The organism is Brucella daejeonensis (assembly GCF_014199265.1).
Classification (GTDB): Bacteria; Pseudomonadota; Alphaproteobacteria; order Rhizobiales; family Rhizobiaceae; genus Brucella; species Brucella daejeonensis.
In genome coordinates this window covers 37,715-60,345 of sequence record NZ_JACIJG010000020.1, presented here as the reverse complement: position 1 = coordinate 60,345, position 22,631 = coordinate 37,715, and the positions used below count along the sequence as shown (strand labels likewise).

The following is a 22,631-nucleotide window of genomic DNA, read 5'->3' as shown; positions in this document are numbered from 1 at the left end:
ATCAGATGCTGGCCTCCTATCCAGCCAGCATCTTGAATCACAAAACAGGCCTCAACGGAATCCCTTTCGATTCAGTCAAAGGCGGAAACGCTCTAATCGATGGGCCTCTATGACCGAGACAACCTCATCACATGCTGGGACTAAACACCTAGTCTGTCTGTCACCAGATGGAAAAAAAGAATGCTTGTTCCGTTCGAACACGATAGAAAATCTCCATATGGATCGGAACAGGTACTACCTGTTCTGTTCCGTGTTGTGCGTGGAAAAACCGAATAGTAACGACGACCAAGAGACATGGCAGACCCCATCGACAATTCGCAAGCGAAACTCAAAGGTACGAATGTCACCGCCTGGGACGTTGCTCGTAAGGCCGGGGTATCCCAATCCACGGTTTCTCGGGCACTTGCCAATAGTCAGCTGGTTTCCAAGGAAACGCGCGAGCGGATAATCTCGGTCGCGGAGCAACTCGGTTATCAGGTCAATATCATGGCCCGAGGTCTGAGCACGCAACGTTCAGGGCTGATCGCAGTTGTGACAGGCTCTGCCCGAAATCCATTCTACTGGGAAGTGTTACGCCAAATCGACGAGCATCTTCAGGCGGAAGGCATGCACGTCATGCTGGTGACGGTACGGGAAGGCGAAAGCATCGATACCGCCATTCGCAAAGTGCACCAGTATCGTGTTGACGGACTTCTTGTTCTGTCAGCGGAACTCTCGTCCAGAGCGATAGAGGAATGCAAGGATTTCGGGCTGCCGGTTGTATTATTCAATCGCTATGTCAACAGTGGAGCGGTTTCCGCTGTATATTGCGACAACACGGCCGCCGGCCGGGATGTGGCCCAATTCCTCTATAATACCCAACACCGGCGTTTCGGCTTTATTTCCGGCCTCCAGGACAGTTCCACCAACAAGGATCGGTTTGAAGGCTATGAAAGCCAGATTGCAAAACTGGGTTGCCAGCCGCCACTCGTCGAAGTCAGCGACTTCACCTATGAGGGCGGAAGACAGGCGGTAAAAAGGTTACTGCTCCAGGGAGAGCGGCCCGATGCAATCTTCTGCGCCAATGACATCACGGCCATCGGCGCCCTTGACGGTATCCGGATCGATCTACGGCTGAAGGTTCCCGAAGATGTTTCCGTCATCGGCTTCGACGATATTCCCATGGCTGCATGGTCGGGCATCGATCTGACCACGATGCGCCAGCAATCCGGCCAGATGGTCGAGGCCGCCGTGGAGATTCTGAAGAAGCGCATTGACCAACCCGATACGCCACCCGAATTTCGGCTTGAGCCCGGCAAGCTCATCATCCGCCACACGGTACGTCTGGATCGGAGCGCATAAGGCCCGCTGAACTTTCTCTGCACAGACAAATGTGCCTCGGCAAGCAACCGGAATCGGCCCACCACCACGTTTGATGATGAGCCGTTTACTTCTGTTTCACGCCCCCGTCGGCGCTGCGCTTGTCAGTTTCTTTCGGCGATAATATTCCGCAGGCAGAATGCAAACGAATGTAAAGACGATCAGGAACGACGCGATGGCCGTCAGTGCAGGGGTCAGCTCATATTTCAAATTGGCCCAGATCATCATTGGCAAGGTCTCCTTCCCGCCCATGATGAACAGCGCGACAATCAGGTCATCAAAGGAAATGAAGAACGAAAAGACGGCCGATGAAATGATCGCCGGTCGGATCGCCGGCAAGGTCACAAGCCAGAAGGCTTGTGTCGGCCCGGCGCCCAAAATCCTGGCGGCGCGTTCCAATCCTTCACCATTTTGCCGGATCGCCGCCATCACGATGATAATGACAAGCGGAAGCGCCATGGTCGCATGGGCGAGAACCAGAACCCACCACTGGCCATAAAGCCCCAGACGACCGACGAGCAATAAAATGCCCAGAGCCAGAATGATATGCGGCACAAGCTGGGGGCCGAAGGAGGTTACAGAAACGAATTTCGTCGGGATCGATGGCCGCCGGATGATCGTGATTGCCGCCAGCGTGCCAATGACAACAGCCAGAAGCGTCGACAACACGGCAATCCATAAGCTCAGCAATGTCGCATTTGTCCAGCTTGCGTGGGTGAAGACAAACGCATACCACCGAAATGAAAACGACGTGGGCGGGAACGACAGAAACTCACTGTCGCTGAACGAGATCACGATGATGATCGCAATCGGAAAAAGCATGAATATCAGCGCCGCCCCGAGGAAAACATTACCCAGAAGCCCGGATGGATCGATCTTTTTCACTTCATTCCCCCTTGGTAATTCTTCGGCAGAACCGTCCTTATGATCGCAACAACGGGCAGCAGGACCGTCAAGGCGGAACCGATCAGAACAATGGCAAGCACAGCTGCGTAATTCCACTGCAGGGTCTGGGTGACTTGCGTGGAAATGATATTGGCAACGAGACTGTCGTCAGGCCCCCCGACGAGGGCCGGTGTCACGAAATAACCGAGCGAGAGCACAAATACGAGGATTGCGCCATTGATCGCCCCGACTGCGGTCAAGGGAAGGAAAACCGAGAAGAAGGCCTTTATCCTGCTGGCTCCCATAACGCGAGCGGCTCGAACGATAGTCGTATCGATGGACGACATGGCGCTGAAGCTGCTCAGAATAACGATCGGCAGAAGGATCTGCGTCATTGTCAGATAAACGGCTCCACGCGTGAACAGCATCCGCAGCGGCTCCTCGATGATTGCGGCATCAAGCAAAACGCGGTTGATCAGTCCCTCGCGTCCGATGAGGACCATCCAGGCATAGGTTCTGACGAGAACGCTCAGCCACATCGGCGTGATGATCGCCAGCAGAACGAATGTGCGAAGACCCGAACGCAGCTTATAAACCTGCAAGGCGATCAGATAGCCGAGGACGAGGCAAAAAACCGCAACCACTGCTGCGACAAGGAAAGTTCGCAGCAGCAGTTTTACGTAGACGCCTGCCGTCAGGACATCGAAGAAGTTGAACAGACTTACGCCATATCCCTGCTCGTCAGCGACGCTCCAGCGTAATACCTCCCACATCGGTATGATGAAGAAGACCGCCAGAAGCACAACAGATGGCCATAGCAACACCGAATAGCGTCTTGCGCCGGATGCCGGCTTGGATAGCTTAAGCATTTTTCATTTCCCACGATGCATGTTTTGAGCAGCCGGTTACTTTCCGGCCAGACGCCAGCGATCCCATGCGCGCTGTATTTCAGCCCTGTGATCCGCCCAGAACTGCCCGTCAAAAACGAACTGAACCTTCAGATTGTCGGGATATGTCGGAAGTTCCTTTTTCAAGTCTTCCGGCAGTTGCTCTATCAGGCCCGGCGCAAAGCCCGGATAAGGCAGAAGCTTGGTCAGTTCCGCGCCACGCGCGGCATCGTTCCAGCAATATTTCAGCCACTTATGCGCTTCTTCCACATGCTTGGATCCCTTGAGGATGGAATGATATCCGGGAACAATGGCTCCGCCATTCCAGACGATCTTGACGGGAACGCCTTCACGCTGAAGTGGAGCGACGCGCCCGTTCCAGGCCGTGGCATAGTAAACCTCACCGCTGGCCAGAAGCTGCAGGGGCTGCTGACCCGACGTCCACCAGATTGTGATGTTGGGCCGGATCTCGCTGAGCTTGTTGAGGGCGCGATCCACGCCTTCCTTGGTCGCGAGTTGTTTGTAAATCTGATCCGCTGGCACACCATCTGCAAGAAGCGCGAATTCCAGGTTCTTGATCGGCGTATCATGCAGGCTGCGCGGACCGGGGAATGTCTTGGTGTCCCAGAAATCCGCCCAGGAAGACATCTGTTTGCCTTCCGGCTGCTTGTCGGTACGGACAACGACTGTTTCGGAATAAGAATTGATTCCGACTCCATAGGGCTGACGCGCAATATCGGGCAGTTTGTGTTCCGGATCGATGAGATCCCAGTCGATCTTCTCCAGCCAGCCACTCTGTGCCGCAACCGGCAATGTTTCAGCCGACGTGTTCGAAATGTCCCAGATCACATTGCCGGTAAGCATCTGGGCACGGATCTGCGGCGTGGAATCGTCGGTATTGGCTGGCTGGATGACGATACCCGTTTCCTTGGTGAAAGGGTCATCGCACACCTTGCGCAGCGCTTCGCCGAACGAGCCACCTGCGGAGGCGCGAACAATCGTCTTGGCATCCTGCGCCTGCGCATAAGCACAAGTCATCAATAGACATAGGACGGTGGCGCCAAATTTTCTTTTGCTGATTTTCATTTTACTCTCCCATTTTTTCCGATTTTATTTTCCCAATATTGCAATATCCGATTTCGATATGCTTGCTTTTATCTTCCCGCCTATTTGCAAAATATCGTCAGATATGTTTTCAGACGTCCTGAATATCTGGGCAACAATGCTGGTTTTGCTTGCAGTCGCGAGATAAACCATCAGGTTGTTTCCCATCATCTGGACATTGTCGACCGACACATCGATGGTTATTTTCTGATCATCCGGGCAATAGGAGGCGGGCCTGAGGGATATTTTCTCGGGCCTCACGACGGCGACACAGTCCTGCCCTTGGCCGGAGACATGATCGCGCCCGATGTCGCCCATGCTGGCGCCCCAGTCGTCGGCGAAAAGGCGGTTCTCCCGGATACTCAGGCGCGACTTGTTGCAGTGGCCGACAAATGACGCGACAAAGCCATTGACTGGCTCGTCGTAGATTTTCCGCGGCGTCCCGCGTTGCACCAAATGACCGCTGCTGAGGATGATGATTTCATCCGACATGGACATGGCTTCAGACTGATCGTGCGTTACGTAGACGACGGTGCTGCCAGTCTCCCGTTGAATCCGCTTGATTTCATATTGCAAGCTCTCCCGGAGCTTGAGATCCAGCGCGCCAAGCGGTTCGTCCATCAAAAGGACGCGCGGGCCGAAGGAAATCGCCCGCGCAACCGCAACTCGCTGTTGCTGGCCGCCAGACAACTCGCGGGGCATACGCTGAGCAAAAGTGCTCAACTGGACAGCCTCCAGCGCCTTCATCACCTTGTGCTCGGCTTCCGATTTGGCGACTTTCCGCATCCGTAAAGGAAAGCCGACATTCTGCTGGACATTCATATGCGGAAAGAGGGAATAATTCTGGAAGACCATGCCAATATTGCGTGCTTCCGGTTTCATCGAAACGATCGAACGACCGTCCAGCAGGATGTCTCCATCGGTGGGCTCTATGAAGCCCGCGAGCATGTTCAACAGTGTGGTTTTCCCCGAACCGCTCGCCCCCAGGAGGGTCACGAAGGAGCCCGGCTTTATAACCGCATTGAATTTTTCCACAGCAGCGACATCGCCGTACAGTTTTTGGACATCCCTGAACTCGATACGTCCTCCCGCTTGCGTCATCGTGCACACCTCGTTGAAGTTTTCGTAAAACTCATCCACCTATGCCTTCGACACCGAGCGGCTCTTCCGCCACTCAACCGCTGCCTTGAGGCCGCCTTCTTTTCGAATGCGTGAGAATTCCTGCTTCTCTTCGCCTTCTTCCGCTTCGATTTCCGCGCCCGCCTCCAGCGAAGCCAGAAGCGCCTTGCGCATTCCCATCATGTCGAAGGACTGGTTGATAACGCGCTTGAAATAGGCAACGGAAACCGGCGACGAACTGACAATCTGCAACGCCATTTCGCGGACGAATTCCTCCCGTTCCGCATCGGGAACGACGTGATTGACGATATGTGCCTCTCTGGCGCGCGCGGCATCGAAGCTCTCGAGGCCGCTCATCAGAATTTCCTTGGCGACCTTGGGGCCTGCCAGCCACGGCAGCATCAGATTGACGCTTGCCGAGCCGAATTTGGCTTCGGGCATCCCGAAGCGGGTGCTTTCGGCGGCAACACTCATGTCACAAGCCAGAGCCACTTCAAAGCCACCGGCAAGGCAATTGCCATGGATCGAAGCAATCGTGGGCTTTGGGCTATCCCAGAAGCTCAGCATGAAATCGAAATTTTCCTGATAGCGCTGCTTCCACGCATCGACGCCCTTGGTATTGCGCACCGCGCTCTGCTTGAGATCGAAGCCGGAGCAAAAAGAACGTCCCTCGCCGGATACGACGATGACCCGCACGTCATTGTCTTCATTCAGCTTTTGCAGCGCATCGCGGGATTCCGCCATCAGTTCGACGGAGATCGCATTATGGATTTGCGGGCGGGCGAAGGTGAGATAACCGATGCCGGATTCTTTGGTTACCTTGATCGTCTCATAGTCCATTCAAATCACTCCGTGGTAACGAGCATGTCGACGATCGACATTTTGCCGTCGCTGACCATGATGGGGTTGAAGTCGATCCCGGTAACGGACGGGTTGTGCTCAGCAATGGCACCCACGATGCGCACGACATGCAGAAGATCGGCATGGGAAATGCCTTTCCTGCCCCGCGCGCCATTGAGCACACCGGCGGCCCGCAGGGTTGCGGTCGCCTGCCTGAGATCGCGCTCATCCAGAGGCAACAGCATCGAAACGCTGTCCTTGAGAATTTCCGTGAAAATTCCCCCAAGGCCAACGGTGATGACCGGGCCAAAGCGCTCGTCGCGATACATGCCTACGATCAGCTCGAAGTCGGCCGTCAGGAACGGCTGCGACAGGGCAAGCGGACCACAACGAGCCGCCAAGCCTTCATAGGCCTGCTCCAATTCGCGACGGTCGCGGATATTGACGATGACGCCGCCAGCTTCCGTCTTGTGCGCGATCTCGCTATTGGCCGTCTTGAGAACCAGCGGAAAGCCGATTCGTTCCGCGGCCTTCAGCAGATCGGCGGCATTGTCCGCAATGACAAAGGGCGCGACCGGCAGCCCGAGATTCTGCGCATAAACGAGCGTCTCATGGGTCGACAGACCGGAGAAATCCTGCACGATCCGAGCAGGCGATATGTCGACCGCCGCACGATCCGCGCCAGAATTCAGCTGCCGGAAATGCCAGCCGATGAACTGTCCGATGGCATAGCAGGCAGTTTCCGTCCCCATCAGCACCGGGATGTCCTTTTCCCGCAGCTTGCGCGCGCCCTCACGCGACACCGTGGAGGACATATTGCCGAAGACGATCACCGGCTTGTCGGTGGCGTTATAGATATCGACGCAAGCACTGGATGTCGTTTCCAGGAATTTGCGCCCATGCACCAGATTGGTGCCGACGCCGACCAGCGTGACATTCGGATCCCTGGCGGCAATGATGCCCGATTCCGACATCAGCAACTGGCCATCACCATAACAGTCGATCGGATTGCCCACGACCATGCCGGGATCGAGAATATCCGTAAGGGCTTGTTCGGTCTGCGACGTGAATTGACTGAGGATCAGGCCCGTGCGCGAGGAAACATCGGCAATCAATTGGCGCTCGCCACCTGAATCACTCACAATGGCCGCTTCGTGCCCCATCGGGCGCCGGTCGGTGCGAAAAACTTCGATGCAATCGAGAAACTCATCGGGGTTCTTCGTGACGATCAGTCCGTGCTGACGCGAGATTGCATCGAGGATCTGGCGCGGGCTGGCCAGCCCTCCCGAATGGGCTGCGGTAAACCGCGCGCCCGCCTCGCTGAGGCCGACGAACAGGCCGACGACCGGAATCCCCCGACGTTCGGCTTCGCTCAGGGCAGCAATAAAACGCTCCGGCTCGCGAATTGTCTCGATCACAAGACCGATCACGCGCGTCTCCGGCAGCGACACGAAATATTCGAGATAATCGGCAACGCCGGTGGCAATTTCGCCGCCTGCCGATACGATGATATCGAAACCGAGATCTCTCTGGCTCCCGACGATACCGGACCAGGTCGAGCCGCTCTGCGATACGACGCAGACGCCACCGGGTTTCGCATCCGTCGCGGGCACGCCGAACGTCATGGTCACCTTGTCGCGAAAATTGACAAAGCCCATGCAGTTATGACCGCAAATCGCCAGATCGCTTGCCCTGGCAATGGCGGCCATGGCGTCGGGAATTTTGGTATGAGAGCCGGACGCTCTGTCGAAAGCACGGGACGGAATGAAAAAGCCCTTCACACCGTCGCTTGCCAGACTTTCCAGCGTGGGAACGAGTGCGTCATCAGGAACGCATAATGCGGCAAAGTCGACGCCTGAAGAAATGCTGCCGACCTCGGCAAACCCTTCGGCATTCAAAACTCTCTCGGCCCGTGGGTGAATGGCATAAACCTGTCCTTGATATCCGCACCCTTCCAGCTCCCCGACAATGCGACCTCCCACATTGCCAGGCTTCGCGCTCGCGCCAATAACCGCGATGCTCGTCGGCCTGAGGAGCTTCCCCATACTGACATTCAACATCCCTAACCTCATGTCGTTGCAGGTTCTGCATCCGTATGCAATTTTATTTCCAACTTTATGTCAATATGAAATCTGCATTGAGTAGTGAAAAACATTAAACCGCACATTTAGGCCATTTTTCCGTGTTGACAGAAATTGAATACGTATGCATTCTTGAGGAGACCAACAGGAAATCCGCAATGCCGATCCCCTCCCGGGCGACCCGCACAATCATCACCCCGCGCGTATCCGAGACAGACGGGTGCGGCCACATCAACAATACGACCCTGCCGGTATGGTTCGAAGCGGGAAGGCGCCGCATTTTCGAGGCAATCACGCCTTCCATGAATTTTTCGGATTGGAAGCTCAGCCTCGTTGAAATGAACGTGTCGTTTCTGAAGCAGATCTATTTGAACGCCGACGTGGAGATATCCACCTGGGTTTCAAAGCTGGGCAACAAGAGCCTGACGATCCGCGAAACCGCGAGTCAGAATGGCGTCATTTGCGCGAAAGGCGCGATTGTCTACGTCTATTTCGATTATCAGGCGCAGCAATCCCTGCGCATTCCTGACGATGTACGCGTCCGGCTGTCCGGCTTCGTGCACGAAGCCGTGGAAGAGAGTGAAAAATGACCGATATGCGAATCTCAGGGTATTATTTCGAGGATTTGACCGTCGGCATGACTGCGTCGCTCACAAAGGCGATATCGCAGGAGGACATAAATCTGTTCGCGACCGTTACGGGCGACCGCAATCCCGTTCATATCGATGAGGACTGGGCACAGACAACACGCTTCAAGGGGCGTATCGCCCATGGCGTGCTGACTGCCGGTCTGATTTCCGCTGTCATGGGCACCAGACTGCCCGGACCGGGCAATATCTATCTGAAGCAGACACTGGAATTTCAGGCACCCGTGAAGCCCGGCGATGTCGTGACCGCCACGGTTACGATCAGGGAACTGATCCCCGAGCGCAGGCGCGTGATCCTCGACACGGTTTGCGCTTGCGGCCCGACGACAGTGCTAACCGGTGAAGCCCTGCTCAGCGTTCAAACGCGCGAAAAGCCATTGTGAATATTCCAGGCAAAGGGTTTCCCGTGACGACTTTCCATGAGTTGAATGCCAGCAAGAAGGGCATCGTGACCGCTGCGGACGTTGCCCGGCTTGCCGGCGTATCACAGCCGACGGTGTCGCGCGCGCTCGCGGATAATCCTCTGGTTTCTCCCAAAACACGAAAGCTCGTTCAGGAAATCGCAGCTTCCCTTGGCTATCGCCCGAACGCCATGGCGCGCAGCCTTAGCCTCCAGCGATCGGGCCTGATTGCCGTGGTTTGCGGCTTCATGGACAACCCCTTCTATTGGGATATCGTGCGCCAGACCAGCGAACGCCTACAGATGCTCGATCTTCAGGTGTTGCTGTTTTCCGTTGGCCCAAATGACAATTTTGACGATATCCTGCACAAGGTTCTGCAATATCAGGTCGATGGCCTGATTGTCCTGTCGGCAGTGCTTTCTTCGAAGGCGATCACACAATGCAAGCAGGCTGGCCTGCCTGTCGTGTTGTTCAATCGACATATCGACGACAGCGACCTCAATGCCGTCTGCTGTGACAATATCGAGGGCGGGCGCAACGTTGCCAGACTTCTTATCAAGACCGGACATAAAAGTTTCGGCTATATTTCGGGCACGGAAGACACGTCAACCAACCGCGACCGCTTCAAGGGGTTTACCGAGCGGCTGACCGAAGCGGGCTTTCCTATGCCCACTGTGGAACATGGCGATTATACCTATGGGGGCGGACGCGAAGCGGTAAAGCGGCTGATCCTTCAGGGCGACAAGCCCGACGCAATTTTCTGCGCGAACGATATCATGGCTATCGGAGCGCTGGATGGCCTGCGGATTGACCTCAAACTGAACGTTCCCGAGGACATCTCGCTTGTCGGTTTCGACGACATCGCAATGGCGGGCTGGTCGGGCGTGGAGCTGACCACGGTACAGCAGCAAGGCGACAGGATGATCGGCGCTACCCTCGATATATTGAAGGCCAATATCGAAAACCCGGATATGAAGTCCGTCTTCCACCGCGAGCCGGGCCGATTGATCATTCGCAAGACTGTGCGTCTCGGCATGACGTAAGCCCTGCAAAAAACCTTACGCAATTTCGGAATGGAGGAGCTCCCGGCTCCCCCAAAGGGTTCTCTGTGGCCTGATACCCGCCCGGATCTGCAAGTTTGAATCGAATAATCTACGCAAGGATCACGACATGATAAGAGTCTTGAAAGATCGCACGGCATCCGCAAAGGAATTTCAGCGGAACAACGATGTTCCGCGCATCGTACAATCGATCATCGATGACGTCCGCCAGAAAGGCGACGAGGCCGTGCGTGCCTATTCCGTCAAGTTCGACAATTGGGATCGTAGCGACTACCGGCTGACCAGAAAAGAAATTCTGGATTGCGTTGCCGAGCTTCCGCAAAAGGCGCTCGATGACATACGGTTCGCGCAGGAGCAGGTCCGAAACTTCGCCGAGCACCAGAAATCCTGCTTGCTCGACCTTGAAGTCGAAACGCTTCCGGGTGTCATTCTGGGCCACAAGAACATTCCGGTCGATTCCGTGGGGTGCTATGTTCCTGGCGGCAAATATCCTCTCCTGGCTTCGGCACATATGTCGGTTATCACGGCGCGCGTCGCGGGCGTCGACCGGATCGTGACCTGTGCTCCGCCCTTCCACGGAAAACCGGCGCCCGCAATTGTCGCTGCGCAACATCTGGCCGGCGCAGACGAAATCTATTGTTTTGGCGGCGTTCAGGCCATGGCTGCCTTCGCGGTCGGAACGCAGACGATCAATCCGGTTTCCATGCTGGTCGGGCCGGGCAATGCCTATGTGGCTGAAGCCAAGCGTCAGCTGTTCGGACAGGTCGGTATCGATCTGTTTGCCGGGCCGACGGAAACGCTAGTCATTGCGGACGAAACCGCCAATGCGGAAATTTGTGCAACCGATCTGTTGGGCCAGACGGAACACGGGCCGGATTCTCCTGCGATCCTCCTGACAACATCACGCTCGCTGGCGGATGCAACATTGCGCGAAATCGACCGTCTTCTCGAAATCCTGCCGACGGCAGCCATTGCCCGTCAGTCATGGGGCAATTACGGACAGGTCATCCTTTGCGACACCGAAGAAGAGATGATCGCCGAGGCTGATCGGATTGCCTCCGAGCACGTTCAGGTCATGACCAGGGATCCTGATATATTCAAAGATCTGATGAAGAACTACGGCGCTCTTTTCCTCGGCGCGCGCACGAATGTTGCTTACGGCGACAAGGCGATCGGCACCAACCATACATTGCCGACTTTGGGCGCCGCGCGTTACACGGGCGGATTGTGGGTCGGAAAGTTCATCAAGACCTGCACTTACCAAAAAGTGCTGACCGATGAAGCCAGCGTCAGCATCGGTGAATACTGCTCCAGACTGTGCATGCTCGAAGGCTTCGCCGGACATGCGGAACAAGCCAATATCCGCTTGCGGCAATATGGCGGCAAAAACATTCCCTATGCCCAAAGCGCGTGACCGGTGGCCTCCCAGGCCTGCCGGTTCAAGGCGGCATCTTCGTATGCCGCCTTGAACCGGGATCTGCATGCTCCCCGAGACACATCAGATTTCGATAGGATTAACGATGCTTTCCTCTCCGTCTGTCCATTATCATTCACAATCCACGCTGCCGCCGTCGGCGGATGTCGTTATCATCGGCGGCGGGATCATTGGTATTTGCGCGGCTTACTATATGGCGCAACGCAACATCTCCGTTCTGGTGGTCGAGAAGGGCCGGATCGCCGCCGAGCAATCCAGCCGCAACTGGGGCTGGGTACGCCAGCAAGGCCGGGACGAGATCGAAATCCCTCTTGCGCGGGAAGGTTTGGGTCTATGGGCCAAATTGCAGGAGAACGGACAGGAGCTGGGTTTCCGAACATCGGGCATATTGTGGGCGACAGACAAAGCTGAAGAGCTTGCAGTCTGGGAGAATTGGGCAGCCAAGGCAGGCGATTTCGGCGTTCACAGTCAGATCCTGCGAAAAAGCGACGTTGACGCACGCATGCCGGGGAGCATGAAGAACTGGATCGGCGGTATGCTCACCAGCACCGACGGACGGGCTGAACCGTCTCTCGCAACCCTTGGCATTGCCAGATATGCCCGCGATGCAGGCGCTGTCATCCTGGAAAATTGCGCTGCGCGCGGCGTCGAGACCAGCAATGGCCGCGTTTCTGGCGTGGTGACAGAACTGGGCACTGTCAGAACCAGCAGTGTGATCGTGGCCGGGGGCGCCTGGTCGAGCATGTTCTGTCGCCATCACGGCATCGATTTCCCGCAGGCCGTGGTCAATGCGACGGTTTTCAGAACGGCCGGCAATCTCACCATTGCAAACGGAGCAGTCGGAACTCCAACAGTCTGTATCCGCCAGCGCCTCGATGGCAGCGTGACCGTTGCCTACAAGGGCAAGGGAACGCTTGATATGGCGCCGGACTCGATACGTTATGCGCGCAAATTCTGGCCCATGTTTCTGGCGCGGCGCAAGGATCTCAGAATCAAGGTCGGTCGCACATTCATTTCCGGTCTCATGAGCCGCGACTGGGCTTTGGATCAGATAACGCCCTTCGAAAAAGTGCGGACGCTGAACCCGTCTCCCGAACAGTCATTGATTGACGCCGCGAAAGCTGAGCTGCAAAAGATATTCCCGGGCGCTGCCGGATTGGGTGTTGCAGAAGCCTGGGGAGGAGCCATCGACTGGACACCGGATTCCCTTCCGATCATGTCGCCGATCGAAAAGTTGCCGGGCCTCTATCTCGCATCAGGCTTCAGCGGCCATGGTTTCGGAGTTGGCCCCTCCGCAGGCCATCTGATCGCCGATATTGTCTCGGGCGATAAACCGATCGTTGATCCCACCCCCTATAAATATAGTCGCTTATTTGAAAGCACGTCCTATGATGGTATGTGCGGCGCGCTGTAGTGGACGTATCTGTAGCTGTTTAAGGCTCTATCGCTCGCTGGCGTTCCATCCGATCGTATTCATTATGAGTTCTTCGGGCCTGCGGACGAACTTCTAGCGGCTTGAGGGGGCTCTCAACCATCTACGCAGTAGGAGCAGGGAACAGATCGAATCTGTCCCCTGCGTTATTCTGCCAAACCAAAACTGAGCGGCGGTTTTCGTTTTGCCAATCGATGCATGACGGCCTTGTCGGCGAGCAAGTCTTCAACGGTGTAACTATCGAAGACGCGGAGCATCGCCTCGACGCCTTTGGCGAGGATACCCGTAAGGCCGCAAGCCGATGAAAGCACACAACTGGGACAATCGGCCAACTGGTGAAGTCCTTCTTCAGAATGACGGACGACGGCGCCTACGGATATTGTATTTGTGGCATGTGAAAGACGCAGACCTCCGCGGCGTCCGCGAACTGTTTCAATAAAGCCGCCGCTCACCAACCCGTTGACGACTTTCATCAGATGGTTGTGGGATATCATATAGGTCTTGGCTATTTCTCCGATCGAATACAAGCTGTCTTCGTGAACTGCGAGATGTATCAAAACGCGAAGCGAAAAGTCTGTATAGAGCGTCAATCGCATTTGTTTTTCTCAATTCTTCCCGTCATCTGCGGCATAACTGCGTCCACGGTTAGGATCGGCTCCACGCGGAACAATTTTTTGCAGCGAAACCTATCACTTCCCGTGGATGGCTCTCTTTTCCAGACTAGCGAAAGTTTATCTACTGTGTAAGATCAATATTCAGGCCACATTACTGCTGCCCTTGCAGGCCGTCGCTTTATCGACGGCCTGCAAGGGCACGTAAAATGAAAGAACACTATGAGAGATCCTATCGATATGCTTTCCTGGGATGATCTTCGCATCATTCGTGCGGTCGGCAAAAATGGGGCTATCGCGGCGGCGGCCGACACACTGGGCGTCAACAGCTCGACCATCGCCCGGCGATTGTCCAAGGTCGAGGAGACACTGGGAGTAACCCTCTTCGATCGGCGCCGAACAGGATTTGGGCCGACTGCGGAGGGGGAAGAGTTGATTGCGCTCGCTGAACGTGTGGAACTGGACGTCGTAAGCGTGGCTCGACAAATTTCAGGTCTTGTCCAAGGCCCTGTTGGCGATTTGCGCATCACGACCAGTGACTCTCTCCTCCTACATTTTCTCACCCCGATAATTGCCGACTTCAAGGCGACCCACCAGTCGGTCAGAGTTGAGGTGATCGTTGGAAACAGACCGTTGAACCTGGCGCGAGGGGAAACGGACATTGCAATCAGAGCGACCAGCAAGCCCCCGGAAAATCTCTTTGGTCGGAAAGTCGCCAACATTGCCTGGGCGCCCTATGCATGCCTTCGCGACCCTATTTCGACCTCGCTTGGCAAGGATACGCTTTATGATCGCCAATGGGTATCCTACAGTGGAAAACTGTACAATCTCAAAGCACGTAAGTTCATTGAAGAACGCATAGACATCAACAACATCGCCTACCAGACGGATTCGGTTGCCGGCGCCGGCGCCGCCATTTCCGCAGGTCTGGGGGTGAGCTATTTGCCTTGTATGCTTGGTGACCTCTCCCCGGATCTCGTACGTATCGGCGCGATCGAACCAGAGCTCAATGATGAGCTCTGGGTGCTGACCCATCCGGATATTCGGAAATCGGAACGAATATACGCTTTCATGACATACTGCATAAAGGAGATCAGCAAGCACCGTGACCTCATTGAGGGGCTTCGCGAAAGGGTTCCAGGCCACCGGGATGAGAATGAGATCAATTCGATTTTGTTACCGCCCAAAAGAACGCGGGTTTAAAGGCGAATTCGACAAGCTGTTTAGGAAAGGCCCCCTTGATACCGCGGTTGATTGCTGGCGCACATAGTGGTTGTCAGTGGACTATTTTGCATCAGTCACTTCGGCGAAGACGCAAAACGTGCTCCGCATCTACCTTAGACGCCGTGCCGCCCCAATTCATACGCAACCAGTTTACCAAGGCGGCAAGTTGCTGATCGTTCAGCTCATCCTTGAAACCCGGCATGGGCTGCATGCGTTCAAGTCCGGGAAAGCGCTGTGCGGGAATGCCTTCCAGTATCGTATGGATCAAATTACGCGGGCTTGCGAGTTTCAGCGAGGCATTCGTTGTCAACGGCACCACTACATGTGGAATGCCTTGTCCATCGACGCCGTGGCAACCAGAGCACAGCGCCAGATAAGTCGGCTTCGCGGAAGCCGCTAGTTCTGGCGGGATTGCGACAGGCGCTGACGCGGTGAGCGTCGCGGCCTCCTTCGGCATCTCATCGAGATCGAAAAGATAGGCCGACAGTGCATCAAGATCGTCAGGTGTCATGTATTGCGTCGAAAAATGCACGACGTCGAACATCTGGTTGGTCATGGCTCCCAAAGCGGAAATGCCGGATTTCATGAAGGCGGCCAGCACCTGTGGAGTGAAGCCCATACGCTCCAACCCCTCCCTGGTAATGTCAGGCACCGTGATGCCTTCGAGCACCGTGCCGCGTAGATAGGCGTCCTCTTTCGAACCTTGTGTGATGTTGCGGGGGGTATGGCATTCGCCACAATGGGCCAGCGCGTCGACCAGATGGCGACCACGGTTCCAGACTGTCGAGCGGGATGAATCCTCTGTCGTGGCTTCAGCGGGCAGGTTGAGAAGGTTCCAGAAAGTCATCGCCTGCCGGACGTTAAAGGGAAAGACGAGTTCGTTGTTGCGGTTAGCCACCTTCATCGGCGCGCGCGTCATGAAATAGGCATAGAGCGCATCGACATCCTGAGGTGTCATTTTCCGGTAAGAGACATAGGGCATGGCTGGGTAGAGATGGCCGTTCGGACCGATACCGTCGCGCACTGCGCGATGGAAGTCGGAACGAGTCCAGTTGCCGATGCCGTTTTCCTTGTCTGAAGAGATATTGGTGGAATAGATTGTCCCGAAGGGTGTTGCGACAGGCAGGCCGCCGGCCCAGGGGGCGCCGCCTTTCGTAGTATGGCAGGCATAGCAGTCGGCGGCGACGGCGATATAGGCGCCGCGCTTGGCGAGCGTCGCCATCTGGTTGGATGTCAACGGCTGAGCGACATCCTCCGCCACGACGCTTTTTTCAAACAGGCCGGCGAAGATGGCGCCAACAACAAATGCAGCAAGTATGAAAAGGCTCGCCGCCGTCCAAAGCAATCTTCTGGTCATCTCGCGTTACGCCTTCACCAGGCCGGGTGTCTGCAGCGCAAGGTCGCGTACGGCCTCGAAATAGCGCACATAACCTGTGCAGCGGCAGATATGCTCGCCGAGCGCATTGTTGATCGCCGGCTCAAGCTCGGCGCGGCCTATCGGCTCACGCTTGAGCTGATCCATGAAAATGGTGGCCGCCGTTACGAAACCCGGCGTACAATAGCCGCATTGGAACGAGAAATGCTCGATGAAAGCTTTTTGGACGGGCGTCAGTTCGATGATCGAACCCGCCTCATCGCGCTTTGCATGTCCCTCGACGGTTCGCACCTTCTTGCCGGCGAACCAGTGCGCACCGGTGATGCAAGTGCGCATTTTAGAAAGCGAGCCATCGTCTTCCTCCACGATCACAGTGCAGGCATGACAGATGCCCTGGCCACAGCCCATGCGCGATCCGGTGAGGTTCAGATATTCATACAGGAAATCCTGCATCATCATCGCATCCGGAACGTCGATGGGGCCGACCGGCTTATCGTTGACAGTGAGCGAAAGCTGCATCGAGGATAGTGTCATGCCAGAGCCTCCAATATCTTTTCCTGCGTGATGGGAAAGCTGTAAAAGCGTTTACCAATAGCGTGCGCGACCGCGTTGGCGATCGCCGGGACCACGGCGATCATCACCACCTCCGCCATTCCTCTCGGCGGATCGGTCTCCGAAAGTCGTGGCAAGATTTCCGCAGTCTGCGACCAAACGGCGACGTCGCGTGCCATCGGCAACTCGTAACGGTTCCAGTTCCAGGTACCGTCGCCCGGACCGTCCTCGTAAAGCGGCAGATATTCCTTGAGCGCATGGCCGATACCCATGGCAAGGCCACCCTGGATCTGGCCCGACACCAGTTCGGGCACCACCTGCGTTCCGCAATCCATGATCGAATGGTGCGACAGAAGCGATACTTCGCCCGTTGCCGTATCGACGACGACTTCTACAAGCGTGGCCATGGGCGCGTAATAGGTTACGCCAGCATTGTTACGCTGGACAGGGGGATAGAAAACATCTGTCCGCTCCACGAAGCGCCATCCGGCCATGTCCATTTCGGCCTTATGGTCAGGCGTAGCGCCGTTGCCATATTTGACGGCAAGCGCATCGATCGCGAAGCGGCGCTGCCCGTGAGAGCCAAGATCGAATTCCGCTTCCGCCCATTGCCAGCGGTTGAAAGTATGGACAGTCACGCCGGTGATCAGTCCCTGCCGATGCGCCTCGGACGCCACTTCGGCGAAAGAGAGCGGCTGCATTCCAGAAGCGTTGACCATCCCGCCAGCGAGCCGTAGATCCTCGCGTCTCACCACCTCCGGCGCAATTTGTCCACCACCGATGCCGCGCGACCAGATGGCCTTTGCCATCGGCCAGATCGTCAACTCGATCAGCGCACGTGCGGCTTCGCGCGTTGCATGGCCGAGATAATAGACGCTGTTCGATGCGCTCATCGGCGAGGTGAAGGAAGGCGTCCAGCGTGGATTGAGTTTCAGTCGATCTTCTTCATCCTGCGGTGTCGTATAAGGCTCGTCAGCGGTTTCGAGCGGCATTTGCGGCCACTTCACCTTGCCGAATTCGGTCTCATCGGGCGCAACGCCAAGAATGTCGGCCACCATGATAGCCTGCGATGTTGTCGCCCCCGTGCCGATTTCGTGCGCGACATGGGCAAGCTTGAGACGTCCCTTCGCATCGAACTCGATCGTGGCCAGCGCCGATTCCGCACCGGTGCCATAGTCCTTGTGCACATGACCGTAGCCGACGCCGTACTTCTTGCCGGGATTGGCCGCCTCGAAATCAATCTTCTTTTTCCGGCGTTCGCTCCATAGCTGATACGTGCGAGCCTTCTCTATTATTTCCTCATGGCGCATGGCACCTGCGGGAATAGCGCCCTGCGTGTTCTTCATGCCGGCACGAAAGAGATTTTTCAGCCTGAGGTCCATAGGGTCCATACCGAGTATTTCGGCGGCTTCGTCCACCATCATCTCGGTTGCCGCCATGGTCTGCAACGTGCCGTAGCCCCGCACGGAGCCAGCATCAACGGCCCGCGACGCCACTGTCGCGACGGCGAAGTCGCTTTTCGGCAGATAGTAGATCGATTGCGCTGCCGTCGCGCCAACCGCGCCCACGGAAGCCGAGAAATTTTCCCGTCCGCCGCCGTTGTTCCTGTAGTTTCCGGTCATGGCGCGGAATTGGCCTGTCTTACGGTCGATGACCAGAACATTGTCCATCCAGAAGGCGTGGCGCTTCAGTCCCATCTGGAACTGCTCGTAGCGGTCGTTGGCGAGACGCACGGCGCGACCATCTCCGTAAAGCCCGGCCAGCACGCAATAGAATGGGAAGATCGCGTGATCCTTGCTGCCGTAGCCAACCGTATAACCGACCTTGAGATCGACCTCTTTCAGCGGATATTTCGATTTTGACACCATATGCGCGGCAACCGTCGCCACCTCATAGGGCGACTGGGTGGCGATCATCGCATGCAAAGTGCCGGTCGACGCTTCATACCAGACGTTGCCGTTGTCGGCTTCCATCGCCGACGCATCGATGGACTGGGAAAAATACTGCCGTTTCAGGACCAGTGCATCATCCCCGGCGTCGGCGATCTCCTTCTCGATCTTGGCTGCCGCGGCCATGCCGCGCGCCATCGCATCGCCCTCCCCCGGCTGCGGCCATTGCGGGTCGTCGCCCTTGAAGCCGGCGCGGATCACTGTGTCCTTCAGAGACGAATAGCGGTCCTCGGCATAGGGATCGCCACCGTCGATGCGGACGTAGCGTGCGGTGGCATAATTGGGGGGCGTTGTCGGTGTCGCCTTGGTGCCGTAGCGCACTACACTCTCGTTAAAGCGCACCATGCGCTTGGCAGCATCGTAACGGGCGAAGTCATGGTAGACGAGCAGCGCCACCGGTTGACCCAAGAGCCGCGCCGTCTGCCCCTTCGGCACGAGGAAGACATCGCCATAAAAGCCCGGCACGGGGATTTCGATGCCGTCGGCGATGACGTCTTCATGCAGCACCAGGCGATCCGGCTTCAAATCCTCGCCCAGCACCTTGAGATCGACGCCGTCAAAAGCCAGGTCCGTCCGCGTCGCATGCAGCAGGAAGGCATGTGATTGCTCCTTCGGCCATCCCACGAGATCGCGAGCCCGGTAATCGCGTGTGAATGTTTTTTGGCCTGTTACCTTGGCGATGGCGTCGAGACGATATTTCGGCCTGCCTTCGTTGTTCAGCCAGTCAAGACCCGGATGCGGTGGCGTCTCTATCAATTGCGCCTCGGCCGAAGGCGCCAGGAACGAAACCTTGATCGCGACTCCTGTCGCGACGCTCGCCTTCAGGAAATCCCTGCGTGAAAGAACCGGTTTCAAGTAACGCTCCTTCATTACCGGAACGCCATCAGCGCTCCGAAATCTTCGTTAATTCTGGCCACAACACCGTCGTCAAGGATCCGCGCTTCGTCAAGCCGCAGAAATCCAAATGAATATGATCAATCCGGATCGATATTCGGTATCTCGAGTTCAGCCAGATCATCTGCATAGCTGGAAGAGGTGCTTGCGTTATAATCCGAAGTAGCGGCGTCCAAGCGTGTGTGAATATCCGCGCCGGTGCGGAGGATTTTGGAAACAGGGCAGAGGTTGGCGGCCTCTAGCAAGAATGCACGCTCTTGCTCGTCGAGGTCTCCCTCCAACACGAGCATGCGCTGGAATGAAGCTTTATCGACGTCCGCAGCGTGTTGAAAGCTGACCCCCACTTCAACTCGCTCAAGCGACAATTCCCGGCGCTGAGCTTGAAAGCGGACGGTCATAGCGGTGCATGCAGCCAAAGAAGCGTTGAGAAGGTCGTAAGGATCGAGATCGGGAGACATGCCGCTGGCTCCATCCTTGACGCCGATAGAAAACTGAGTTGCGCCAACACGCCCAACCAGCCCATGAGGATTGGTGGGGTCGGTTGCGACGACCACTTCCCAGAAGTCGGATGTATTCTCCTGTGGTGTCATCAAGCTTCCCTTCATTATATCGTGCGCGTCATAAAATGTAGTGTCATCCCCCAATTTGACCGGTGCCAGGCAGGATACGGCCGACTGTTAAGGGAGAAGGAAGGAATTGGCGGCATTCGCCGAGCGCGTGAAACTGGACGTAAGCATAATTCGCCAAGTCTCACCTTATGTCCAGGCTCGACGCTCGGCGCCTCTTTCCAACCGATTCTCCTGATCAGTGGGCGTTCGCCCAGAGCAGGCGGCGCGGGTTGAAGCCGAGTTTTTCCCTGGCTCTGGCGTTGGACGCCCCGGTCAGGCTCTTGTGATAGTAGACCGCTTCCTCTCCGGCGATTGCCAGCGCATCCGCTTCACTCAAGCGCGGCGGCGCGGGTGCATCGACCCAGCGGGCAAATGCCGACAAGGATTCGGCCACCGGCAGAGGATCGTCGTCCACGATATTGTAGGTGCCCGGTTCGGCGTCGATCGCGGCCACGGTCGCCGCGATAGCATCGTCGATATGGACGAAAGACCAGACCGCCTTGCCATCGCCAATGATCGCTGCCTCGCCCTTGCGAAACTGTTCGGCGACAGCGCCGTCCGGCCGATACCAGGTGCCCGGACCGTAGAACATTCCATAGCGCAGCACGATGCCCTGTAGCGCCGATCCCAGAACCCGGTCCTCATAGGCGCCGATCACCCGCGTGCCCTCGCCGACCGGACCGGGCGCATCGTAGCGAAGCCGGGCCGTCTCGTCCGCAAGCTGCCCCGCCGCAGCGTCGAGAAAGAAACCGCGCGATTGCATGATGTAGCGCCGGACACCCAGTTCCTCCGCCGCGGCAAGCAGATTGGCGCCGCCCACCTCATGAAGCTGCGTGTCCCTGGGCATGGCCTTGATGATGTCCGCCGGATCGGCGGGCAGCATGGTAAGCTGGTCGATCACCACATCCGGCGCGGCGGCGGCGATTGCATCGCGCACCGACTGCCGGTCGAACGCATCGGCAGTGGACGGGGATGCGCCGAGTTCAACCAACCGGTCGACGCCCGGCCCGGCACGGGTCATACCTGTAACCTCGTGACCGAGCGTGCACAGGGCGCGAACCAGAGGAAGACCCACTGCACCGGTTGCGCCGGCAACAAAGATTTTCATGAGAAAACTCCTTCGACAAGTGAGCGCCCGGTACGGTGCGCTTTGTTCAGGCCGTGACGACCGCCTGCGGCGTGTTGCGGAAGCTGATCGCCATGCGGTTATAGGTGTTCATCAGGCTGATCGCGATCGTGAGATCGACCAGTTCCTTCTCGCCGAAGACCGCGCGCGCGGCCTGATAGGCATCGTCCGGCACGCCGGTCTGCGCGATACGCGTCACCGTCTCGGCCCAGGCCAGGGCGGCGCGTTCCGTCTCGCTGAAGAGATGGCCGCCCTCTTCCCACGCCTGCACCAGGGCAAGCTTCTCGACCGGCACGCCTTTCTTCATCAGATCGCGTGTGTGCATATCGAGACAAAAGGCACAGTTGTTGATCTGCGAAACGCGCAGATAGACAAGCTCCACCAGTTCGGCCGGCAGGTCGCTCTGCATGACATAGCCATACACGCCGCCAAGCGCCTTGGCGCCATTCGGCGCAATCTGGTTATAGTCCAGTCGTTTGGTCATTTTCTTTTCCTGAAGGTTATTTGAGGGGCGTGGTCAGCGGGTTGTCGCCCGTATCGAGGACAAAGACGGCAAGCAGTTTCGCCGGCTTGGTCTTGCTGGCATTGCGGCTGACGGAATGGGTTGCATCCGGCGGTTCGGAAAAGCTCTCGCCTGCCCGATAGATGCGGGTCTCGCTGTCATTCACCTTCGACTCGATCTCGCCCGAGATCACATAGGCGTAGATGAAAGACGACTTAGCATGGGTGTGGGCCGGAGAGGCCGCGCCCGGCGCATACTCGACCTCCACGGCAAGCAGCGACTTGCCGGGAATGTTGGGAATGGCCGCCTCGAAGTTCGGCGTGACGGTTTCCGTCTTGCCGTCATGGGCGGCAACCGGACCCGCCGTCGCCGTCGCAATTGCAAGGGCTGCGCCGGTTGCGACAATGATGGATCGCATTCTCATGAGCTTTCTCCCTGTTCGAAACGGACATTACCATCCGTCGGGGCCATCCGTCGGGGCCGTCGTCATGTCCATCGCCGTGAACTGACAGGAAGATGCCCATTCCGTGGCCTAAAAA

Annotated in this window: 21 protein-coding genes; 7 read left to right on the top strand and 14 right to left on the bottom strand. The window is 56.9% G+C overall.

Going from position 1 to position 22,631, the window contains the following annotated elements:
• Positions 1 to 294: 294 nt before the first annotated feature.
• The gene (locus FHS76_RS18905; RefSeq protein WP_183656570.1) at positions 295 to 1,341 is read left to right on the top strand and encodes a LacI family DNA-binding transcriptional regulator; all 1,047 of its coding nucleotides are present in this window, start codon (positions 295 to 297) and stop codon (positions 1,339 to 1,341) included.
• A 96-nt stretch (positions 1,342 to 1,437) separates the two neighbouring features.
• Here FHS76_RS18905 and FHS76_RS18900 read toward each other — a convergent pair whose 3' ends face one another.
• The 6 genes from FHS76_RS18900 to FHS76_RS18875 form a co-directional block, all read right to left on the bottom strand.
• Positions 1,438 to 2,244, bottom strand: a complete 807-nt coding sequence (locus FHS76_RS18900; RefSeq protein WP_328700534.1) for an ABC transporter permease — start codon at positions 2,242 to 2,244, stop codon at positions 1,438 to 1,440.
• The gene (locus FHS76_RS18895; RefSeq protein ID WP_183656567.1) at positions 2,241 to 3,113 is read right to left on the bottom strand and encodes an ABC transporter permease; all 873 of its coding nucleotides are present in this window, start codon (positions 3,111 to 3,113) and stop codon (positions 2,241 to 2,243) included. The genes FHS76_RS18900 and FHS76_RS18895 overlap by 4 nt, the downstream gene beginning before the upstream one ends.
• Positions 3,114 to 3,149: 36 nt before the next feature.
• Complete coding sequence (locus tag FHS76_RS18890) at positions 3,150 to 4,169, bottom strand: ABC transporter substrate-binding protein (RefSeq protein ID WP_183656564.1); 1,020 nt, start codon at positions 4,167 to 4,169, stop codon at positions 3,150 to 3,152.
• A 72-nt stretch (positions 4,170 to 4,241) separates the two neighbouring features.
• The gene (locus FHS76_RS18885; RefSeq protein ID WP_183656560.1) at positions 4,242 to 5,336 is read right to left on the bottom strand and encodes an ABC transporter ATP-binding protein; all 1,095 of its coding nucleotides are present in this window, start codon (positions 5,334 to 5,336) and stop codon (positions 4,242 to 4,244) included.
• A gap of 39 nt (positions 5,337 to 5,375) precedes the next feature.
• On the bottom strand, positions 5,376 to 6,194 hold the full coding sequence (locus FHS76_RS18880) for an enoyl-CoA hydratase/isomerase family protein (protein WP_183656557.1): 819 nt from the start codon (positions 6,192 to 6,194) through the stop codon (positions 5,376 to 5,378).
• Positions 6,195 to 6,199: 5 nt separating this feature from the next.
• Positions 6,200 to 8,254, bottom strand: a complete 2,055-nt coding sequence (locus tag FHS76_RS18875) for an acetate--CoA ligase family protein (RefSeq protein WP_183656554.1) — start codon at positions 8,252 to 8,254, stop codon at positions 6,200 to 6,202.
• Between the two features lie 179 nt (positions 8,255 to 8,433).
• Here FHS76_RS18875 and FHS76_RS18870 point away from each other — a divergent pair, with 179 nt between their 5' ends.
• The 5 genes from FHS76_RS18870 to FHS76_RS18850 all read left to right on the top strand — a co-directional run bounded on the left by FHS76_RS18870 (position 8,434) and on the right by FHS76_RS18850 (position 13,233).
• Positions 8,434 to 8,865 (top strand): acyl-CoA thioesterase, encoded by a 432-nt coding sequence (locus tag FHS76_RS18870; RefSeq protein WP_183656551.1) that lies wholly within the window; start codon positions 8,434 to 8,436, stop codon positions 8,863 to 8,865.
• Positions 8,862 to 9,305, top strand: coding sequence for a MaoC family dehydratase (locus FHS76_RS18865; protein WP_183656548.1), 444 nt, complete (start codon positions 8,862 to 8,864; stop codon positions 9,303 to 9,305). The genes FHS76_RS18870 and FHS76_RS18865 overlap by 4 nt, the downstream gene beginning before the upstream one ends.
• A gap of 23 nt (positions 9,306 to 9,328) precedes the next feature.
• Positions 9,329 to 10,366, top strand: coding sequence for a LacI family DNA-binding transcriptional regulator (locus tag FHS76_RS18860; RefSeq protein ID WP_183656546.1), 1,038 nt, complete (start codon positions 9,329 to 9,331; stop codon positions 10,364 to 10,366).
• 127 nt (positions 10,367 to 10,493) lie between these two features.
• Positions 10,494 to 11,798 (top strand): histidinol dehydrogenase, encoded by a 1,305-nt coding sequence (gene hisD / locus FHS76_RS18855; protein ID WP_183656543.1) that lies wholly within the window; start codon positions 10,494 to 10,496, stop codon positions 11,796 to 11,798.
• A 106-nt stretch (positions 11,799 to 11,904) separates the two neighbouring features.
• A complete protein-coding gene (locus tag FHS76_RS18850; protein ID WP_183656540.1) occupies positions 11,905 to 13,233 on the top strand; it encodes an NAD(P)/FAD-dependent oxidoreductase in 1,329 nt (442 codons plus the stop codon).
• A 164-nt stretch (positions 13,234 to 13,397) separates the two neighbouring features.
• On the opposite strand, the gene FHS76_RS18845 is transcribed toward FHS76_RS18850, so the two are convergent.
• On the bottom strand, positions 13,398 to 13,847 hold the full coding sequence (locus FHS76_RS18845) for an Rrf2 family transcriptional regulator (protein WP_183656536.1): 450 nt from the start codon (positions 13,845 to 13,847) through the stop codon (positions 13,398 to 13,400).
• A 237-nt stretch (positions 13,848 to 14,084) separates the two neighbouring features.
• On the opposite strand from FHS76_RS18845, the gene FHS76_RS18840 reads away from it, so the two are divergent.
• Positions 14,085 to 15,065: a LysR family transcriptional regulator gene (locus FHS76_RS18840; protein WP_183656534.1), complete on the top strand. Its 981-nt coding sequence runs from the start codon at positions 14,085 to 14,087 to the stop codon at positions 15,063 to 15,065.
• 91 nt (positions 15,066 to 15,156) lie between these two features.
• Here the strand turns inward: FHS76_RS18840 and FHS76_RS18835 are convergent, their stop codons facing one another.
• The 7 genes from FHS76_RS18835 to FHS76_RS18805 all read right to left on the bottom strand — a co-directional run bounded on the left by FHS76_RS18835 (position 15,157) and on the right by FHS76_RS18805 (position 22,516).
• Entirely contained in the window at positions 15,157 to 16,443 is a 1,287-nt protein-coding gene (locus FHS76_RS18835) for a cytochrome c (RefSeq protein ID WP_183656530.1), read from the bottom strand.
• Positions 16,444 to 16,449: 6 nt separating this feature from the next.
• Positions 16,450 to 16,995, bottom strand: coding sequence for a (2Fe-2S)-binding protein (locus FHS76_RS18830; protein WP_183656526.1), 546 nt, complete (start codon positions 16,993 to 16,995; stop codon positions 16,450 to 16,452).
• Positions 16,992 to 19,817: a xanthine dehydrogenase family protein molybdopterin-binding subunit gene (locus tag FHS76_RS18825; protein WP_235992766.1), complete on the bottom strand. Its 2,826-nt coding sequence runs from the start codon at positions 19,815 to 19,817 to the stop codon at positions 16,992 to 16,994. Before FHS76_RS18825 ends, FHS76_RS18830 begins: the two co-directional genes overlap by 4 nt.
• Before the next feature lie 119 nt (positions 19,818 to 19,936).
• Positions 19,937 to 20,446, bottom strand: coding sequence for an OsmC family protein (locus FHS76_RS18820; RefSeq protein ID WP_183656521.1), 510 nt, complete (start codon positions 20,444 to 20,446; stop codon positions 19,937 to 19,939).
• Positions 20,447 to 20,660: 214 nt separating this feature from the next.
• On the bottom strand, positions 20,661 to 21,572 hold the full coding sequence (locus FHS76_RS18815) for an NAD-dependent epimerase/dehydratase family protein (RefSeq protein ID WP_183656518.1): 912 nt from the start codon (positions 21,570 to 21,572) through the stop codon (positions 20,661 to 20,663).
• 46 nt (positions 21,573 to 21,618) lie between these two features.
• On the bottom strand, positions 21,619 to 22,074 hold the full coding sequence (locus FHS76_RS18810; protein ID WP_183656515.1) for a carboxymuconolactone decarboxylase family protein: 456 nt from the start codon (positions 22,072 to 22,074) through the stop codon (positions 21,619 to 21,621).
• Between the two features lie 16 nt (positions 22,075 to 22,090).
• Positions 22,091 to 22,516, bottom strand: coding sequence for a cupin domain-containing protein (locus tag FHS76_RS18805; RefSeq protein ID WP_183656512.1), 426 nt, complete (start codon positions 22,514 to 22,516; stop codon positions 22,091 to 22,093).
• Between the last annotated feature and the right edge of the window lie 115 nt (positions 22,517 to 22,631).

Excerpts from the sequence above, each read along its gene's own strand:
- FHS76_RS18875 (WP_183656554.1), bottom strand. The coding sequence starts at position 8,254 with ATGTTGAATGTCAGTATGGGGAAGCTCCTCAGGCCGACGAGCATCGCG.
- hisD (WP_183656543.1), top strand. The coding sequence starts at position 10,494 with ATGATAAGAGTCTTGAAAGATCGCACGGCATCCGCAAAGGAATTTCAG.
- FHS76_RS18890 (WP_183656564.1), bottom strand. The coding sequence starts at position 4,169 with ATGACTTGTGCTTATGCGCAGGCGCAGGATGCCAAGACGATTGTTCGC.
- FHS76_RS18905 (WP_183656570.1), top strand. The coding sequence starts at position 295 with ATGGCAGACCCCATCGACAATTCGCAAGCGAAACTCAAAGGTACGAAT.
- FHS76_RS18895 (WP_183656567.1), bottom strand. The coding sequence starts at position 3,113 with ATGCTTAAGCTATCCAAGCCGGCATCCGGCGCAAGACGCTATTCGGTG.
- FHS76_RS18810 (WP_183656515.1), bottom strand. The coding sequence starts at position 22,074 with ATGACCAAACGACTGGACTATAACCAGATTGCGCCGAATGGCGCCAAG.
- FHS76_RS18885 (WP_183656560.1), bottom strand. The coding sequence starts at position 5,336 with ATGACGCAAGCGGGAGGACGTATCGAGTTCAGGGATGTCCAAAAACTG.
- FHS76_RS18820 (WP_183656521.1), bottom strand. The coding sequence starts at position 20,446 with ATGACACCACAGGAGAATACATCCGACTTCTGGGAAGTGGTCGTCGCA.
- FHS76_RS18830 (WP_183656526.1), bottom strand. The coding sequence starts at position 16,995 with ATGACACTATCCTCGATGCAGCTTTCGCTCACTGTCAACGATAAGCCG.
- FHS76_RS18865 (WP_183656548.1), top strand. The coding sequence starts at position 8,862 with ATGACCGATATGCGAATCTCAGGGTATTATTTCGAGGATTTGACCGTC.
- FHS76_RS18835 (WP_183656530.1), bottom strand. The coding sequence starts at position 16,443 with ATGACCAGAAGATTGCTTTGGACGGCGGCGAGCCTTTTCATACTTGCT.
- FHS76_RS18840 (WP_183656534.1), top strand. The coding sequence starts at position 14,085 with ATGAGAGATCCTATCGATATGCTTTCCTGGGATGATCTTCGCATCATT.
- FHS76_RS18880 (WP_183656557.1), bottom strand. The coding sequence starts at position 6,194 with ATGGACTATGAGACGATCAAGGTAACCAAAGAATCCGGCATCGGTTAT.
- FHS76_RS18805 (WP_183656512.1), bottom strand. The coding sequence starts at position 22,516 with ATGAGAATGCGATCCATCATTGTCGCAACCGGCGCAGCCCTTGCAATT.
- FHS76_RS18870 (WP_183656551.1), top strand. The coding sequence starts at position 8,434 with ATGCCGATCCCCTCCCGGGCGACCCGCACAATCATCACCCCGCGCGTA.
- FHS76_RS18815 (WP_183656518.1), bottom strand. The coding sequence starts at position 21,572 with ATGAAAATCTTTGTTGCCGGCGCAACCGGTGCAGTGGGTCTTCCTCTG.
- FHS76_RS18845 (WP_183656536.1), bottom strand. The coding sequence starts at position 13,847 with ATGCGATTGACGCTCTATACAGACTTTTCGCTTCGCGTTTTGATACAT.
- FHS76_RS18850 (WP_183656540.1), top strand. The coding sequence starts at position 11,905 with ATGCTTTCCTCTCCGTCTGTCCATTATCATTCACAATCCACGCTGCCG.